Below are 17,477 nucleotides of genomic sequence, written 5' to 3'. Positions count from 1 at the left end.
CCGCGTGGGTGTTTCTGTGCAGTCCCGGACCGAAGCGCCACTGCGGTCCGGGACGGCAGCGCGTGCGGGGTTGTTGGTCCTCGTCTCCATCGTTGTAATCGTGCTGGCATCCGTCGGCGGACTCGTCATCGGCTCACGCAACATCCCCGTCTCCACTGTCCTCGATGCAGTTCTTTCCTACGACGCCGGTAACAACGAGCACCTGATAGTGATCGAATCACGTTTGCCTCGAACAATTCTCGGGCTTGTGGTCGGGGCCGCGCTCGGACTGGCCGGCGCGCTGATGCAGTCGATCACCCGCAACCCTCTAGCCGATCCGGGACTACTCGGTGTGAACGCCGGAGCATCAGCAGCAGTCGTCATTGCGATTGCCTATCTGGGGGTGACTTCGGTCGGCGGCTATCTGTGGTTCGCGCTTGCCGGCGCGGCCGTTGCCTCGGTAGGTGTGTACATGTTGGGGTCGGCGCATCGCAGCGCCGCGACCCCAGCGCGCATGGCGCTTGCCGGTGCCGCTGTTGCGACGGCGATCACGGCTCTCACCAGCATGGTTCTCATAAGCAACGAGGCCGCATTCAATCAGTTCCGATTTTGGGCAGTGGGTTCGTTGCAAGGCCGCGGCGGAGACGTGATCGTCACTGTTCTGCCCTTCGTCATCGTCGGTATCGTGTTGTCGTTGTTGCTGATTCGTCCACTCAACGCAATCGCGCTCGGCGAGGATGTCGCCAAAGGGCTCGGTGCCAGCACCGGACCCGCACGGGTCGGATCCGCTGTCGCAGTCATCCTGCTGGCAGGGGCCGCAACTGCGGCGGCTGGACCGCTCGGATTCGTGGGCCTGGCTGCGCCGCACATCGTGCGCGGCGTCGTCGGGCCGGATCTGCGATTTCTTCTGCCGTGCGTGCTCGTTGTCGCCCCGGCATTTCTGCTCTTGGCCGACGTTCTCGGTCGCGTTGCCACAGCGCCGGGAGATCTGCAGACGGGGATCGCCGTGGCGGTGCTCGGTGGCCCCTTGTTTGTTGCGCTTGTTCGCTCGCGGCGGGTGGCGTCGCTGTGAATGCGATTGCAGCGCAGCCGGTTCCACCGCTGTTCCGCGGTTGGGTGGTTCGAATCGGGTCGTACTCGTGGCGGATAGTTCCGCGAGTGCTGTTCGTAGCCGTGGCAATCAGTGCGGCATTGGCGGCGCTCTCGTTTGCCACGCTGATGTATGGAACCCTGGATCTGTCCTTGGGTGAAGTATGGCGTGCCCTGCACGGCGAAGGCGCCCCAGCGGCGGTTCGGTCCGTCCAGAATCGCAGGCTGCCGCGGCTGATCACGGCGATCGGCGTGGGCGGAAGCCTCGGTGTGGCCGGCGCGGTTTTCCAGACGCTTTCGCGCAATGTTCTCGGCTCGCCGGACATCATCGGTTTCACCACCGGCGCTGCGACTGCAGCCGTGGTTCAGATCGTCTTCTTCGGAGGCGGGGTACTGCAGACCGCGGGCGCCGCTGTTCTCGGCGGCATGCTGACGGCGCTTCTGGTGTACGCGCTGGCACGCAAAGACGGCGTCAGCGGCGGTCTTCGACTTGTCTTGGTCGGTATCGGCGTGGGCGCGATGCTGAGCGCCGTGATGTCGTTCCTGGTGGTGCGTGCGGATATCGACGACGCCACCGTTGTGCAGCAGTGGACGGCCGGCTCGCTGACCGGGCGCGGTTGGCCACACGCGGTCAGTGTTGCGATCGCCGTCGGTGTTCTCGTTCCTGCTCTCGTCGTGGTGTCCCGGCGCGTCACCATGATGGAGATGGGCGACGACGCAGCGTCCTCGCTCGGGATCTCCGTGGAGCGATACCGATTTGCCGGCATTCTGCTTGCGGTCGCGCTCACCGGCGCGGCGACCGCGGCCACCGGCCCCATCGCATTTGTGGCGCTCGCCGCTCCCCAGATCGCACGACGGTTGGCACGGCGCAGCGGTGTTCTTGTCGCGACTTCCTTCCTGCTAGGCGCAGTTCTGCTGGCGGGCGCCGACTTGATCGCGCAAGCGGTCGAGGTCGGTCTCCGCACTCCGGTCGGTCTTGTCACCAGTCTGCTCGGTGGTGCCTATCTGATCTGGCTGCTCGCTCGTCAGGCCTGAAAAAAACTCGCTACGAAAGAGATTCATGACTACTGCCACCCCAACATCGCGGCTGCGCGCCGAGAAGATCGAACTACGGTACGCCGATCGAACCATCGTGGACGAGTTGAGTCTCGAGATCCCCGATGGAGGGTTCACCGTCGTCGTCGGACCGAACGGGTGCGGCAAGTCGACATTGTTGCGTGCGCTCGGCAGAATGCTGACACCTCGATCGGGTCGTGTTGTGCTCGACGGTAACGATATTCGGTCCTATCGAACCAAAGAAGTCGCCCGGCGAATCGCCCTGTTGCCACAGTCCCCGCTCTCGCCTGGAGCGATCAGTGTCGCAGACCTCGTATCCCGCGGCCGATATCCGTATCAGAGCATGCTGCGACAGTGGTCACCCGAAGACGAGCATGTTGTCTCCGAGGCCCTCGATGAAGTCGGAATGCGATATGCAGCAGACCAATTGGTGGACGAGCTGAGTGGGGGACAACGTCAGCGGGTATGGATCGCCATGACGCTCGCGCAGCGCACCCCGGTGTTGTTGCTCGACGAACCGACCACCTTTCTCGACATCGCCCACCAGATCGAGGTTCTCGACCTCTGTTCCCAACTCCACCAGTCCGGTCGAACATTGGTCGCGGTCCTGCACGACCTGAACCTCGCGGCCAGATATGCCACGCACGTAGTTGCCATGCGGTCCGGAAAAATTGTCATGCAGGGCAGTGCCTCGGACGTCTTCACCCCTGAGTTACTGCGCGAAGTCTTCGACCTCGAGGCGCTGGTTCTCGAAGACCCGGAAACCGGACGGCCACTTGTTGTTCCGCGTGATCGAAGACCTGTCAGTCAGCTACCCGTCCACAACTGAACCACCGATCAGGAGATATCAATGACTACCGCATCTCGACCTGAAGAAACTGAAACGTCTGCGTCGGCAAAGGCGCCACGCGGAGAAGACCACGACCGCGGTCTCAACGACGTGGTTGCCGTCGTCGAACGCGTCGAACGGCCGACCGAGAGCATCTTGCGCATCGCCGTCCAGTTGACTTCGTCGGCGGACGACCCGAATTGGTTGCGGCCCAACGTCGCATTTCGCATCCAGCTCGGTCCGCAGTACGGCGACGTCTCTCGCGTCTACACGGTGCGCACCTGCAACGCGCCGAGCAGTTCGATGACCTTCGACGTAGTGCTGCACGGCCACACCAGCCCGATGATGAGGTGGGCCGCCGACCTGCGTGTGGGTGACACGTTCTCACTCACCGGTCCTCGCCCGCACTTCCTCGTTCCCGAGATCGCTGGTCGCCGCGTCGCACTTTTCGCCGACGACACCGCGATACCTGCCCTCTATTCGATTCTGCTTCAGTGGCCCGAGGGACTGACCGGCGTCGGCTGGGTCGCCACCGGTGACGCCGAGGCTTTCGCGGAACTGCCCGTGATCCCCGGCCTCGAGCTGCACCATGTCGAAGATGGCCTCGCCGAGTACGCCGTCGAACTCGAAAACCCAGGAGACTACGCGGTGTGGGGTGCCGGGGAACGGGACGAGATGCGAGCCATTCGAGCGCATTTCCGCAAGACAGTCGGCCTGGCGAAGGACGATGTAGTTGTCTTCGGGTACTGGAAGCGAGGGGTCAGCACTACCGAGATAGATCAGAACCGACTTCGGAACTACACGAGCATCCTCGAAAACGGCGGCACGCTCGCAGACATCGACGATCTGGCAATCGGTATCTGATGCGACTGTTGGATTTGTCAGCCCGCCGCGTGTTCTTCCGGCGCCAGGGAATTGCCCGGTGCGATGTTCGAGCAGTTGTTCGGCAACTGACTTCCGTTGAAACGGTCGTTGAGCCAGGTGATGGCGCCGGGGAGCCACAGCGCGCCACCCGGAACGTGACTGATGGTGTCGAACTGGTCGTACTGGATGGACAAACCTGCGTCGCAATAGCGAGTGGCGAGTGAGCGGACGTCCCCGGCAACCATGACTCCGTCGCCAGGGCCGACGCCCGGTCCACCTGGCTGGGTGCCCTCGAGGGCTCCGTTTGCGGCTTGAGCGATGAACATCGGGATGGCGGGTATCGGCGCGTTGCCCATGTTGATCTTGTTGGCGACGTCGACATACTCGGGCACCGAGTTCGGGTTCGCATACTCTGGTTTGGCAAGGTCCTGCCAGGTCACCCCCGGGTACTGCAGGATGACGTTCCCGATCGAGGCATCCTCGATCCGAGGTAGGAGTTCGCGTCCGCGATCGCCGAGATACGGGTCGAAATCTATGTCGTAGGCACGGGCAAGTCCGACGACCGCCATCCCGACAACGCCTGCCCAACCGATGCTTCCGTTTGCGTACCGGAGGTTGTTTGCCGGGTTGACCAACAGACCACCCTGGGCGGCGCCGATCAGGTCCTCGTTGATGTCCGGGGCGTAGTCCGGCGCGAGGATGGACGCCCAGTTGGTGGCGATTGCTCCGCCCGAGTATCCCATCAGACCGATCTCGGCTGAGTCGGAAATACCTGTCTCGGATGTGTTGCGAGCGGCACGGAGGGAGTCGAGAGTCATCATTCCGTATTCGGGTCCTGCCGCGAAGTCCGCGTTCGGGCCCTCGGTGTCGGGAATGACGACGGTGTAGCCCAGCGCCAGTAGAGGACCGAACATGACGGCTTCGCCGGAAGCGAGAGTCCCGCCGAAGGCGACATTGCGCCCGCTGACGGTAAGGCTGCCGATCGGGGTGTCCCCCGCGATTGCTCGTGACGGTCCGTCTTCCGGGTTCAGCGAATCGTAGGCAGACTGGAACGAGACAACTTTGTCCGGCTGGGCATTGGGTGGTCGAAGAATCGATGTGACATTCGCAGACGGCCGGCCGAGAGCGTCGGTCGACCGGTACAACACCTGTACGGCTTGCAACGGGGTAGGAATGTTGACGACGTGATAGGGCAAGGTTCTCGTTTTGAGCACGGCCCCAGGCTGATACGACGACAGCGGTGCCGAACCGTCGTACTGATAGAAGGAATCCGCCGACGGTTGCGCGGCGACAGTAGGTGCTGTGATGCCTGTGAGTGCAATGGCTGTCAGCGCCACCGCTCCCTGAAAGAGAATCTTTGATGCCACGATCGACCCTTCGGTTTCGTATGTCTCTCGGTACTTGACGGGCTGGTGTGATGACGACCACACGCTATCTTACTTTTGAGTAATAAACGAGAGGCTTGCGCCGGTTGCTTGAATCATGCATGGACGCAATGTGATTGAGATCTTTGAAGCGGCCTTGATAATTCTGCTCAGGATGCCATGTGTACGATACGACTAGTAGCTGTCGCGACGAGCTGCTGCCTTGGGCTGTTCCGGGTCGTCCGATTCCGGGAAATGTTCTGTGCTGCAAGGTCTTGAAGGACGAAGGAGTGGACATGGGTAAGCGCGCTCCCGATGACGGCGTGTTTCGAGACTCGGCCGGCGCCCAGGCTGGACTGCTCACTCCTCCGAGCGGTGCACGTAGCGAGGCGGCCCACGAGAAGGCCCTTCGGTCAGCGGAAGCGCTTCTGAAATCCGGGGGAATGAAGGCGGCGACCATCGATGCGATCTCCGAGCAATCGGGCGTCAGCAAAGTAACGCTGTATCGGCACTGGCCGTCGCGGCAGGCGATCGCCGCTGAAGCGTTCGGTGTGCTCATGGCCCGGCACTTGACGTTTCCGGAGACCGACAGTGCGCAAGACGATTTGAACGATTACCTCGAGGACATCGGAAGGTTCTACCGAGGTCCACTCGGGTCGATCTTTGCCGAACTTGTCGGCGCGTGTGCCAACGACCCGACGACGGCTGCATACTTCCGTACCTTCTTCCTCGACGAACGTCGTCGCGGCTTTGCCGAACTGATTCGACGATGTGTTGAGTCCGGATACTTCCGCGACGACATCGAGATCGAGGAAGCGATCGATCTCTTCTTCGGTCCCTTGATCTACCGGATGTTGGTGGGGCACGCGAGTATCGACGACAACACGGTGCGCTCGATCATCGATCATGCAGTTCGTGGACTCCGGAACGGTGTCTAAACGGGATATTCGCTGAAATCCTTTGCGCTGGAGAGGGTACTGCCCTCTCCAGCGTTGCGCGATGTGTGTCAACTCGGCACTGTCAGCTGAGCATTTTCAGCACGTTCTGGTACTCACCGTTGATCTCGGCATGACGAAGTGGCTTGGCCGCTTCGACCACAATCTCTGTGGCGTTGTCGTCAGCTTTCAGTAGAGCAATGGTTTCTTCGATGTAATCATCAAGGGGTAGAGCCGATTCCGAGTTCTCCTGGTTCATCAGTGTGGTGCGGACGCCCGGTGGGATGAGTTCGATGCACTGGATCGAAGTATCGGCGAGTTGAACGCGCATGCTCTCGGTGAAGAGATGAACGGCAGCTTTCGTGGCGTTGTACGTGGGCGTGATGGGAAGTGGGACGAAGCCGACGGCGGATGACACAGTGGCGATGGTGGCGGTCGGCTTCGTCAACAGATGCGGAATGAACTGGCCGACCAGTCGAATAGTGCCGAGTAGGTTCGTCGTGATCGTTCGTTCGGCGACGTCGAGGAAGTCCGGGTTCTTCAGGTCCTCCGGGTACATGATTCCCGACATCGTCACAAGGACGTTCAGATCGGGAAAGTCCTCCGTTACGGATTCATACGCCGTTCGAATGGATTTCGGGTCGTCTACGTCGATGACGACGGTACTTATCTTCGGATGCTTGCTCGAGATCTCTTGCAGCAGAGTGGATCGCCGTCCACCGATGATTACCTTGTTCCCCTCGTTCTGCAATGCCACTGCAAGTGCGAGCCCGATACCGGAGGTTCCGCCGGCAATGAAGATGGTATTTCCCGAGATATTCAATGTGTGTTTCCTTGGTTTGTCGTGGGCGTCGACGTGGCGACAGTGATGGATTTGAGTTGGGTGTATTCGTTGAGCGTCTCGAGGCAGAACTCTCGCCCGAGACCGCTTTCCTTGAATCCGCCGAAGGGGACGCCGCCTCCCAGATTGAAGTACTGATTGATCCAGACGCAGCCCGCATCGAGACGGTCCGCGGTTTCCATGGCGTTCTTCAGGTTTGAGGTATAGATCCCAGCAGCGAGTCCGTATGGAGTGTCGTTGGCTTCTGTGATCACTTGCTCGTTATTGTTCCACTTGAGGACGCACAAAACAGGCCCGAAGATTTCGTCCTGCGCAATTCGCATCGAGTTCGTGACCTCCAGAATTGTCGGTTCGACGAAGTTTCCGGCTTCGAATCCCGGCACGACCGTTCGGTTGCCGCCGGTAAGTACTTGTGCGCCTTCTTCGATTCCGGAATTGATCATCGAGATCACACGATCGGCATGTTCCTTGTGGATCAATCCACTCAGTTCGGTGTCCTCCTCGAGTGGTGGCCCGACTCGCAATGATCGGAATCCTGCGACGAGTTTTTCCACGAAGGCGTCATAGATATCCTCGTGGATGAAGAGACGTGTTCCGGCCAGGCAGGATTGGCCGTTGCACATGAGGACACCCGCGGTGGCATCGGCGACCACTGCATCGATGTCCTCGATATCAGGAAACACGATGCTGGGACTCTTTCCGCCGAGTTCGAGAGTGGTCGAGATCAGCCGGGATGCTGCGGCGTGTGCCACGAGTCGGCCGACTTCGGTGCTTCCGGTGAAAGCGAGTTTGCTGACCTTCGGATGGTCTATCAAGGCTGCGCCGGCTTCCTCGCCAAGACCAGGGACAACATTGAAAACGCCTGCGGGAAACACGTCGGCGGCGATCCTGGCCAGCTCCATGACTGAAACACAGGCATTTTCATCAGGTTTGAGTACGACGGTGTTTCCGGCTGCGAGAGCCGGCGCGATCTTGAATGCCGTCATCACCACGGGATCATTCCAGGGAATGATCTGTCCACATACGCCCAATGGCACTCGCTTCGCGACCAGGTATCCCGATGCCAACTCGCGGCCGAAGCCATGGTGGGCCAACGAGATTGACGCAAAGTATCGCAGGTGTGAGACGGCGGCTCGATAGTCCTCTCGCATCTCCCTGATATGCCGCCCGGTATCCCTGCACTCGAGTTGGGCAAGCTCTTCGGTTCGATCCTCCACGAGCGCGGCAAACTGCAAGATTTTTGCGGATCGTTCTTCAGTGGTCAGGTTCGCCCATGCAGGAAATGCCCGCCTGGCGGCTTCGACCGCATCATTGATTTCTTCTGCCCCGCATCGGGACAGTGTGGCGAGTAGAGCGCCGGAAGCGGCGTCACGCGCCTCGAAGGTGGATGTGCCGATGGCTCGGAACGCTCCATCGATGTACGCACCGTATTCACGAACTGCTTGACCTTCCATGGATCCTCCTAGATCGGTCAATCGGTGAAGTTCGAAGTGTACTGTACGTTTCGTACACTTGTCGATGGTTGCCTTGCCGCGTATGGATGGCGTTAGCAGAAAGACCAGCTAGAACAGTGTTCTGGTCACATAGTCAAGGCGTGGCTCCAGCAATTTCAGCCGCCTGCTTCATAGCCCGTGAGACGTACCCCGTGCCGATTCTGACGCCGCCCAGCCACTCGGTGAGGCGCGCGGCCTCGGCATCGAGAGAACGTCGCGCAGACGCTGACACGGTCTCGAGCAATCGGACGTGTACCACACCGGTTTCGTCTTGGATCCAGCACCCCACGACGCGACCGTCGACCCACGCGGTGGTGCCGGCATTACCGCGGGTGTCGAAGAGTTGGTTGCGGTGCGGGCCGAGGTAGAAGTCACGGTTCTTCCACCCCATGATCGTCGGGTCGAGCACCGGTAGGAGTGCCACCCAAGGACCTGGATCAGGCACCGTGGCGACGTCATCCGGTAGCAACCAGCCGGTGTCGCCTCCGTCGAGTGAGACTGCAACGGCGTCGAGTTCGGCGAGGGCGGCCCGGACGACCGTCTTCGTCGAGCCCAGCCACCAGACGATGTCGTCTTCCGTGCCCGGTCCGAAGGTGTAGAGCCAACGGCGGACTATTTCTCGATAGCCGTCTGCAGATTCGAGATCGACGGGGGCGTCGTCGAGCCAGTGTCGAGTGAGAGTCCACAGTGGGCGTGAGACGGGGAAGCGGGCGGTGTTGGTGCCGCGCATGATGTCTGCGGTCGCCCCGAGATGCGTGAGAACCCTGGGTGCCGACCAGATTCCACCTGCCGAACCTTCGACCTTGACGTCTGTCATCGGCACGGCCTGACGAATCTCTACCGCTGAAAGCCCTTCAGGCCTATCGGTGAGCAACTTCAGCACTTCCGTCCGTGCGCGATCGAGCCAGTCGTTGCCGTCGACGGCGAGTCCGGCCTTGACGACATCCTTGGCCATTCGTGCCCGCTCGGTGTTCGCGACGCGGGCGGACGCACTCGACCACGCGGCCGGCAGCAAGTCGCGGGGAAAGGTGAAGAGTGTGCGGCGCATTGCCAATTGCTTCACGAGACTGCGTTGGTCGTACAGGGCGCGGTCGACGTCGGCGGCGTCCACGGACCGAACCCTCGCCCAGCAAGACAGATAGACCGTCGCTGACTCGGTGGCGTGCAGTACCGTCATCGCCCGCGTGGCAGCTTCCGGCGAATCGACGTGAAACATTGGCTCCAGCGCATGACGTACTCCTATGCGAGCACGGCGTTCGTCGTCGGAGACATGGCGCATCAGGCCATCGTGCCACAGTCCAGGTGCGTCGTATCAGCTAGTTGCACGAGGGTTCGGTTGCGCCAGTAGTCGTCGTGTCGGAGATGTGTGATTGCGCCCGGGGTGGTCGCGAAGGTCGCAAATCCTGCGGCGTGGACGGGAATCTGTAGCCAGGCGGAGACGACGAATGTGTGTGCAAAGCCGTGGGTTACGACGATGTGATCGTGATCGAGATCGTCCATCAGTTCGCGCATGCATTCGTGAACCCTTGCTGCGATGTCGCGGCGGGTCTCGGCACCGGCAACGGGGCCACGGTGATCGAGGCGGTTGTTGTCAGGGGCCGGGACCTGCCGCTGGGCCAGCCACGAGTTCGGGCGTCCTTCGGCTTCGCCGAAGCTGATTTCGCGCAATCGAGTGTCTGTTGTCGCCGGAGCATCGAGTGTCCGGGCGATGATCGTGGATGTCTCGGTGCACCGTTCGAGGTCGGACGAGGTGATGCGGACCGCGCGCGAAGTTCCGGTGCGTCGTCGTTTCAGTGCTTCGGCGATCAAACCTGCATCGCGCCGACCAGCGGGGGTGAGAACCGAATTGTGCCAACCGCCGACTACGTCCTGCGCTGTGTGTTCGGCATGAGGATGAGTGACGACGTAAAGATCCTGCATGAGACCCCTTTTGCTTACCCGACTTTTTCCGGCAACAGTATTCCAGGATTGAGGATTCCACGGGGATCCCAGGACGATTTGATCAACTGCATTGCGGCGATGTCGGTTTCAGTGCGCCCCAGCGATATCCACGGCGACTTCGCGCGGCCTATCCCGTGCTCGGCGCTGATGCTTCCATGGTGGGCGGCGACGAGTCGGAACACCGTATCGGTCAGTTCGTGTGCGACCCTCGGCTCGGCATCCAGAAGGTTCACATGAATGTTTCCGTCGGCGAAGTGCCCGAACAGGATTGGCCGCACGAGGGGGAATCGTTGTGCCAGGCTTTCTCGGAGGTTGTCGATGAACATTCCCATCACGGACAAGGGGACGGAGATGTCGAGCTTGACTACCGGCGTCGTCGACGACGCGCTGATGCTTTCGGTATGGCTTTCCCGCAGAGTCCACAGTTTTCGAGCCGGCCCAGGCTCGACCGTCGCGTCCTCGATGAGGTCGGCAGAGTCGGAGAGTACTTCGAGGAGCGACTCTTCCGTTTCGCGCGGTGATGACACCTCGATGAGTGTGTACATCGGTGAAGGGGTGCCGAACGGGCGACGGGCATCGGTGTGTGCGCAGACGAGGGAGATGCCGTCGTCGGTCATGATCTCGGCGGCTTCGACGGTCAATCCGCTCTGACGCACGCGATTACACAAATGAAGCGCTTGATCGACGTCGCGTACACCCGCGAGTACGACCTGGGTGTCGGTCGCCGGGGTGACCAGCTTCATCAGGACCTTGGTGATGACTGCGAGCGTTCCCTCGCTGCCGGCAAGAAGTCCTGGAATATCGTATCCGACATTGTCTTTGACGAGTGGAGTCCATCTACTCAGTACCGAACCGTCCGCGAGCACGGCTTCGATACCGAGTATCTGTGCGCGTGTATTTCCGTATCGGACCATGCGCGTCCCACCGGCGTTGGTTGCGACGATGCCGCCGAGTGTTGCGGATTCCTTTGATGCCAAATCGATTCCGAAGCGGAGACCGTGTGCCGATGCGGCCAGGTCGGCGCGAGCAACGGTCACGCCGGCGCCGGCTGCGATTGTCCGACCGATGGGGTCGACGGCTTCGATCGTTTCCAGACGTCTGGTACTCAGCACCACGGACCCAGTCGAGGCGATTCCACCACCGACCAGTCCGGTGTTGCCGCCTTGCGGTGTGACGGGAACCCCCGCGTCGAAGCATGCTCGAAGAACCGCAGACACTTCCGAGGTGTTGCCGGGGCGGATGACCGCGATCGCGTCGCCGATCCAACGTCCCGTCCAGTCACGTGTGTAGCCCTCGATTAGTTCGGGATCGGTAAGGACATGCGTGTGGCCGACGATCTCTGCGAGGGCGTCGAGAAGCCTCGCGTCTGTTGCAGGTTCAGTGAGTGCTCGGGGATTCATGTGCAACCTTGTGATCGTTCGGGTGACAATTTTCGGGAGACAGACGGTGGATCAACGTGAACTCGATCCTCCGACCTCAGGTGATGCCGTGTCCAAGACCAAGTAGTGACACCACCATCTGTTTTTCTTATAATCGCCGTATGAACCTGCAGCGTGCCCGTTATCTGATCGCTCTGTCGGATCATGGGAGCTTCACTCGAGCCGCTGCGAACGTCCACGTCGCGCAATCGGCCCTCAGTCAACAGATCAAGGTTCTCGAGCGCGAACTCGGAGTTCCGCTGGTGGATCGTCGGGGTCCGCAGTTCACCTTCACGGAAGCCGGCAAGGTGGCGGTACGAGAGGCGCGCTTTTTGATCGGGTGTGCGGACCGGGCTGTCGAACGAATTCGGTTGGCCGCGCGCGGTGTGGACGGAGAACTGCGCATCGCGTACACCCGTTCGTGGGCGGGCGGCGCAGTCGCGGATCTGGTCAGCACCTATCGAAGGCTCTACCCGGGCGTCGAAGTTGTCGTTCATCGTGGCACTTCGGCGCAGACTGTCGACCTCGTCCGAACCGGAGCCGTCGACATCGCGGTTGTTCGCCCGCCGCTCGATGAAGACGATCGAGAACTTCCCCTGATCGTCCTCGATACCGAACCTATCCTGGTCGCTGTTCCCGTGGATCATCCGTTCGGAGATCGAGCGACGCTCGAACTCGGAGATCTGGTGGACGTCCCCGTTGTGTTCTGGCCGGAGGCCAACGCCCCGGGGATGTATTTGCGTACGCTCGAACAACTTTGGCCAAACGGTGCGCCCAGCATCGTTCGATTCGAGGCCGACGACGAGCAGGTGCTGCATGCCGTCTCGGACGGGGTGGGTATTGCGCCGATCCCCCAGGGCAGAGCGCGGATGCTCCGCATCCCGGGTGTCCATCTATGTGAGATCGCCGGTGAGCAACCAACTCTCGACGTGGCAGTGACCTACCGGCCGGATAATCCGAATCCGGCGCTTGCGCCGTTTGTTGCGCTCGCTGAACGCGAAAGATCTTCAACCACTGCGTAGTACCTGTGATGCGCGGTGGGTCCTATCCGCCATCGAGGACCAGCATCATGGCCGTTGCGCGTGCTCGGTTCTCGATGGAATCGACGTGGAATCCGACGTGCTGGGACAGTTTCGCCAATCGGTGCGCGACGCTGCTGTGGTGAAGATGCATGGAATCTGCTGCGGCCCTCAAGGTTCCGGACTGCAGGTATGACCTCAAGGTTTCGAGTAGTTCTAACCCCTGTTTGGTGTCGCCGATCTCTTCGGCACGAACCAGATCCGGTATTCGCGAGTGATCGATGTGTGGTCCCGGCGCCAAGAGGTTGAGGGCGCCGAGATCGTCGGCGTTCACGATCGGTGTTGTTGCCGACGCCTGTGCGCGAGCGAATCGTGCAGTGCTCAGTATTGTGCTCACTTCGGAAGCGGGAGCAGTCAAAGATATTCCGGCGCGAATGAATGACGACAGCGCGGCCTCGGACAGCTCGGGTGTCGCCGCGAACGAACCCGTCACGAGATTCAGATACTCGCCGTCAGCGTCTATCCCAGTGGCTTTGCCAGGTTTGTAATCTGGCGAAATGACAAGGTGTGCAGCACCTTCGGCCGTGCCTGAGACTGCCTTGGTTGCCATTACACGGACTGGGGTATGGGGTTCGATACCGAGACCGGCGCAGGAGGTGAGCACCGCGAGTTCATCCATCGGGAACAACAGATTTCGAGTGTGCTCGGCTTCGGTAGGCAGGCGTCGCGGTTGCAGAATTATCGCTGCGGTCAGGGCCATCCGGTCGACGAGCATTTCGTCGAGTGGCAAGCTGGCCCCGGGTCGTTCGATCCATACCGTTCCGAGAACCTCGTCGTCTACGGCAATGTTTCTGGTCATGCTCGGTGGGAGCTGAGGATCGGGTGACCAGCGGCCGCGCGGATCGCAACGGCGCAAATTCTTCTTGCTTCTGCCGCGCTCGACGATCTCGATACCCACGACGCAGTCCGCCAACTGCGCGCTCGCACGAAGCAAAGACGCGGTGTCGGAGCCGTGCCGCACGAGGGCGTCGAAGTAATCGATGACACGTACCAGGCCTGCCGAGTCTGCATCGAGCTCGGCAAGCCGGTACATCAGTCCCTGCATCTCGCAACGCTACGAGACCGGCGAGAGCGAACGCAACCCTCTCCTGAGCGCAGTGAGGGCTTCGGCGGCACCTCTTTCGCTGACCGCGGCGGTCGCGACCAGTGCCGACCCGTGAAAGGTTCCGGGGAAGGAGTGCAATTCGACGCTGACTCCCGCTTGCAGCAGCCGAAGGGCGTATTCGATTCCTTCGTCGCGGAGCGGGTCGAGTTCCATGGTGGACAGGTAGGTCGGCGGCAGGCCGGTGAGGTCGGTAGCCCGGGACGGCGCAGCGTAAATGGACACGTCAGGATCTTCGGGACCGGAATACGACTCGCCGAGATAGTACTTCCACGACAGGATGGCGTTAGGGCGGTGCCACAAGGGGGTGTCGACGAAGTTCGTCATCGAGACCGTCGCCAGGCGGTCGTCGAGTTCAGGGATTTCGAGGAATTGGAAGGCCACGGGCACAACGCCCTCGTCACGGGCTTTGAGGACAGTGCCTGCGGCCAGTCCACCGCCTGCGCTCTGCCCTCCCACTGCGATGCGGCGTGGATCGACCCCCAGCTCCTCGGCATGGGCGTGGATGTAGAGGAGTGCGGCGTAGCAGTCGTCGACGGGGCCGGGGAAGGGGGTTTCGGGGGCGAGGCGGTACTCCACGTTCGCAACGGCGAATCCGAGTTCCCGCGCCACCTCGACGCAAAATGGATCGCTGGATTCTGCGGTGCCGATTGCGAATCCGCCGCCATGGATCCAGAGCAGAACGGGGACAGGGCCGGCAGTGTTGTCCGGGGTGAAGAAACGAATCGTGACCTCCGGATCGCCGTCCAGGCCGGGTGCCGACAGTTCACGAAGCGAGACTCCGTCGAATGACAGGTCGGCCAACATGGTGCCGACCAGAGCGTCGTAGGTGGCCCGTGCGTTGGGGAGGTCAGCGAAGTCCACCTTCGGGAGCATGGTGAGTGCCGCGGCGAGTTCGGGGTCGAGAGTCGGGAATGTTGTCATGCACCCATCATCGAGCCTGATTGTGTCCTACGTCACCAGCGGCTTGTAGGAAATCGGAGAGTCTCCCTCCGACACCCGTCGGATCTCCCTAGGATGACGCCGGTGGACAGGGTACATCTCGGGGTGGGTTCGAGCGATTCGAATAGTGGGGCACGGATTGGTGGACGACCTCCGCAGGTTTTCGCTGGTCAGGCGATTCTGCGGTCGCACGAGTACCTTCTGACGCTCGAGGCACACACGGCGCCGTGGCTCGGCGTGCGAGAGCTTTCGATCTTCATCCGTCGAGGTTTCTCCATCGGCGACGACGACCTCGAATACCCGGACATCGGGGTTAGGGCAGTCCTGCACTTGCCGTCGTCACGAAGTGCGGAATCGGCGGGCAGCCATGCGGGCCTTGGCAGCGCGGCGTTGATCAGGATTCCATCGGACGACGAGGTGATGCCGTTGGTGTTGATAGCTCCGCAACCGGTGCTCATTCAGAACGAACCGTCCTACGCCGATGCCGTTGAGGCGGATGGACACAGCTTCCTGTTCCAGATCAACGAAGAGGGGTGGCCGGTGGTTGCCGAGTCCCACCCCGATTTCGTAGAGGAGTACCTATTCGGTTACGGGTCGGTGTATTTCTACGGGAGCTCTGACGCGACCGGGCTCGTTCGCGAAGTTGTACCGGGATTTCTCGACTTCTGACCGGCCCGACGGCCCGTCCGCCGATACCGTGGGCAGCGTATCGCGACCGGCGGTTATGTACTCGGAAAAATTGTTGCGGAAGTTTGTCGATCGGTGAGTGCGCCGTTCGACGTGTAAGCAGAGGGACCGAACAGAGCGGTCCACGAACGAAGGAGATTCTCATGAAGTACATGCTGATCATGCGTTCCACCGATGAGGCCATCGAAGCATCCAAAGACATGGACTTCGACGAGATCATCGCCGCGATGGGGCAGTACAACGAGTCCCTGATCAAGGCAGGTGTCTTGCTGGCCGGTGAGGGACTGGCGATGGAGGAGGGATTCATCGTCGATTTCGAGTCCGATCCTCCGCTGGTCTCCGACGGCCCGTACGGGGAGACGAAGGAGTTGTTCTCGGGATTCTGGATCATTCAGACGTCGACCAAAGACGAAGCCTTGGAATGGGCGAAGCGCTGCCCGCTCGGGCCGGGAAGCAAGCTCGAGGTACGCCGCGTGAGCGAGATGTCGGACTTCGATCAGGACAACGAGTACATCCAGAAAGAGGCCGGCTGGCGTGAAGAGCTCGGTACCGATCGTCCGGTCGCAGGCTGAACCATGACCGACGAGGCGGTGCGAGAAGAAACGAGAAAGGCTGTCGACGCGGTCTGGCGTATCGAATCCGCGAAGATTGTCGCCACGTTGACTCGCACCGTCGGAGATCTTGATCTCGCCGAGGATCTGGCCGCGCAGGCTCTGCTCGAAGCCGTCGAGCAGTGGCCCGCGACGGGGGTTCCGAGAAACCCCGCTGCCTGGCTGACATCTGTGGCGACACGACGAGCGATCGACGGGTGGCGACGACGTGAGAGGTTGGACGAGCGCTACGCCCACTTTGCGCGTGAACTCGAGAACGACGCTTCACATTTCGACGACGTCAGCTGGGATCCGGACCGCATCGACGACGATGTCCTTCGCCTGATGTTCATCGCCTGCCATCCCGTGTTGAATCGAAAAGCGCAGGTGGCGTTGACGCTTCGGGTGGTGGGCGGTTTGACCACGGAAGAGATTGCGAAAGCGTTCCTCACACCGACGGCGACGGTGCAGCAGCGGATAGTCCGCGCGAAGAAGGCGCTGACCGCCTCGAAAGCGGTTTTCGAAGTTCCAGGGCGAGAAGAGTTTTCGAGCAGATTGAGCGCGGTCCTCGGAGTGCTGTACCTGGTGTTCAACGAAGGCTATGCAGCCAGTTCCGGGGACGAGTGGATGCGGGCGGAGCTCAGTGCTGAGGCTCTGCGGCTCGCGCGAATACTCGCCGAATTGGTCCCCAGGGAGTCCGAGGTACACGGCCTTGTCGCTTTGATGGAGCTGACAGCCTCGAGATTCGGCGCTCGGACAACCTCGACCGGTGAACCCATCCTGCTGGCTGACCAGGATCGGACGAGGTGGGATCGCCTACAGATCTCGCGTGGGCTTGCCGCGCTGGAACGAGCTGACGCCGTCGGGCGTGGACGAGGCCCGTACGGCCTGCAGGCGGCGATTGCCGAATGTCATGCGCGAGCAGCAACTTTCGAAGACACTGATTGGAAGAAGATAGTCATCCTCTACGAGGCTCTGGCGCAACTGACGCCATCGCCTGTGGTCGACCTCAATCATGCGGCGGCGGTATCCATGGCATACGGTCCTGGCCCTGCGCTCGAATTCGTCGACAAGCTTGTCGCTTCAGGTGAACTGGCCGACTACCACCTGCTTCCCAGCGTTCGGGGGGAGTTGCTCAGTCAGCTCGGCCGATCCGAGGAGGCTAGAACCGAACTCCTCGAAGCGGCTCGGCTGGCCGGGAACGAGCGTGAGCGCGCTGTGCTGGTCGCGAAAGCCGATGCGCTGCTGCCGGATCGGTAGTCACGCGA

Annotated in this window: 17 protein-coding genes; 9 read left to right on the top strand and 8 right to left on the bottom strand. The window is 61.2% G+C overall.

Annotated elements, in window-relative coordinates; translation table 11 throughout:
- Window positions 1-4: 4 nt before the first annotated feature.
- The 4 genes from A0W34_RS27820 to A0W34_RS27805 are packed head-to-tail and all read left to right on the top strand — an operon-like array spanning window position 5 to window position 3,817.
- A complete protein-coding gene (locus A0W34_RS27820; RefSeq protein WP_225320184.1) occupies window positions 5-1,051 on the top strand; it encodes a FecCD family ABC transporter permease in 1,047 nt (348 codons plus the stop codon).
- On the top strand, window positions 1,048-2,103 hold the full coding sequence (locus tag A0W34_RS27815; protein WP_080726583.1) for a FecCD family ABC transporter permease: 1,056 nt from the start codon (window positions 1,048-1,050) through the stop codon (window positions 2,101-2,103). The genes A0W34_RS27820 and A0W34_RS27815 overlap by 4 nt, the downstream gene beginning before the upstream one ends.
- A 25-nt stretch (window positions 2,104-2,128) precedes the next feature.
- Entirely contained in the window at window positions 2,129-2,953 is an 825-nt protein-coding gene (locus A0W34_RS27810) for an ABC transporter ATP-binding protein (RefSeq protein WP_081558624.1), read from the top strand.
- A gap of 21 nt (window positions 2,954-2,974) precedes the next feature.
- Window positions 2,975-3,817, top strand: coding sequence for a siderophore-interacting protein (locus A0W34_RS27805; RefSeq protein WP_042448187.1), 843 nt, complete (start codon window positions 2,975-2,977; stop codon window positions 3,815-3,817).
- A 17-nt stretch (window positions 3,818-3,834) separates the two neighbouring features.
- Here the strand turns inward: A0W34_RS27805 and A0W34_RS27800 are convergent, their stop codons facing one another.
- Window positions 3,835-5,184 carry a lipase family protein gene (locus A0W34_RS27800; RefSeq protein WP_081558886.1) on the bottom strand — a complete coding sequence of 450 codons (1,350 nt, stop codon included), beginning with the start codon at window positions 5,182-5,184 and terminating at the stop codon, window positions 3,835-3,837.
- 293 nt (window positions 5,185-5,477) lie between these two features.
- Here A0W34_RS27800 and A0W34_RS27795 point away from each other — a divergent pair, with 293 nt between their 5' ends.
- Entirely contained in the window at window positions 5,478-6,119 is a 642-nt protein-coding gene (locus tag A0W34_RS27795) for a TetR/AcrR family transcriptional regulator (protein WP_058038428.1), read from the top strand.
- Window positions 6,120-6,201: 82 nt separating this feature from the next.
- Here the strand turns inward: A0W34_RS27795 and A0W34_RS27790 are convergent, their stop codons facing one another.
- The 5 genes from A0W34_RS27790 to A0W34_RS27770 all read right to left on the bottom strand — a co-directional run bounded on the left by A0W34_RS27790 (window position 6,202) and on the right by A0W34_RS27770 (window position 11,791).
- Window positions 6,202-6,939, bottom strand: coding sequence for an SDR family oxidoreductase (locus A0W34_RS27790; protein ID WP_064073397.1), 738 nt, complete (start codon window positions 6,937-6,939; stop codon window positions 6,202-6,204).
- Window positions 6,936-8,411, bottom strand: a complete 1,476-nt coding sequence (locus tag A0W34_RS27785) for an aldehyde dehydrogenase family protein (protein ID WP_081558622.1) — start codon at window positions 8,409-8,411, stop codon at window positions 6,936-6,938. The genes A0W34_RS27790 and A0W34_RS27785 overlap by 4 nt, the downstream gene beginning before the upstream one ends.
- A gap of 133 nt (window positions 8,412-8,544) precedes the next feature.
- Complete coding sequence (locus A0W34_RS27780) at window positions 8,545-9,729, bottom strand: winged helix DNA-binding domain-containing protein (protein WP_081558621.1); 1,185 nt, start codon at window positions 9,727-9,729, stop codon at window positions 8,545-8,547.
- Window positions 9,729-10,370, bottom strand: a complete 642-nt coding sequence (locus A0W34_RS27775; protein WP_081558620.1) for a histidine phosphatase family protein — start codon at window positions 10,368-10,370, stop codon at window positions 9,729-9,731. Before A0W34_RS27775 ends, A0W34_RS27780 begins: the two co-directional genes overlap by 1 nt.
- Before the next feature lie 14 nt (window positions 10,371-10,384).
- The gene (locus tag A0W34_RS27770; protein ID WP_081558619.1) at window positions 10,385-11,791 is read right to left on the bottom strand and encodes an FAD-binding oxidoreductase; all 1,407 of its coding nucleotides are present in this window, start codon (window positions 11,789-11,791) and stop codon (window positions 10,385-10,387) included.
- A gap of 140 nt (window positions 11,792-11,931) precedes the next feature.
- On the opposite strand from A0W34_RS27770, the gene A0W34_RS27765 reads away from it, so the two are divergent.
- On the top strand, window positions 11,932-12,831 hold the full coding sequence (locus A0W34_RS27765; RefSeq protein ID WP_003943243.1) for a LysR family transcriptional regulator: 900 nt from the start codon (window positions 11,932-11,934) through the stop codon (window positions 12,829-12,831).
- A gap of 22 nt (window positions 12,832-12,853) precedes the next feature.
- Here the strand turns inward: A0W34_RS27765 and A0W34_RS27760 are convergent, their stop codons facing one another.
- Window positions 12,854-13,933, bottom strand: a complete 1,080-nt coding sequence (locus A0W34_RS27760) for a helix-turn-helix domain-containing protein (protein WP_232329945.1) — start codon at window positions 13,931-13,933, stop codon at window positions 12,854-12,856.
- A 9-nt stretch (window positions 13,934-13,942) separates the two neighbouring features.
- Complete coding sequence (locus A0W34_RS27755; protein ID WP_007735725.1) at window positions 13,943-14,914, bottom strand: alpha/beta hydrolase; 972 nt, start codon at window positions 14,912-14,914, stop codon at window positions 13,943-13,945.
- A 93-nt stretch (window positions 14,915-15,007) separates the two neighbouring features.
- Between A0W34_RS27755 and A0W34_RS27750 the strand changes: the two genes are divergently transcribed.
- From A0W34_RS27750 to A0W34_RS27740, 3 genes are all read left to right on the top strand, one after another.
- Window positions 15,008-15,601 carry a hypothetical protein gene (locus A0W34_RS27750; RefSeq protein WP_030537406.1) on the top strand — a complete coding sequence of 198 codons (594 nt, stop codon included), beginning with the start codon at window positions 15,008-15,010 and terminating at the stop codon, window positions 15,599-15,601.
- A gap of 161 nt (window positions 15,602-15,762) precedes the next feature.
- Window positions 15,763-16,191, top strand: a complete 429-nt coding sequence (locus tag A0W34_RS27745; RefSeq protein WP_007735729.1) for a YciI family protein — start codon at window positions 15,763-15,765, stop codon at window positions 16,189-16,191.
- Between the two features lie 3 nt (window positions 16,192-16,194).
- On the top strand, window positions 16,195-17,469 hold the full coding sequence (locus A0W34_RS27740) for an RNA polymerase sigma factor (RefSeq protein ID WP_058038423.1): 1,275 nt from the start codon (window positions 16,195-16,197) through the stop codon (window positions 17,467-17,469).
- The last annotated feature ends 8 nt before the right edge of the window (window positions 17,470-17,477 follow it).

This window comes from Rhodococcus sp. BH4 (assembly GCF_002079265.1).
Classification (GTDB): Bacteria; Actinomycetota; Actinomycetes; order Mycobacteriales; family Mycobacteriaceae; genus Rhodococcus_F; species Rhodococcus_F qingshengii.
Note: the sequence above shows the minus strand (reverse complement) of the source record. Positions and strands in the feature narration are given on the sequence as shown.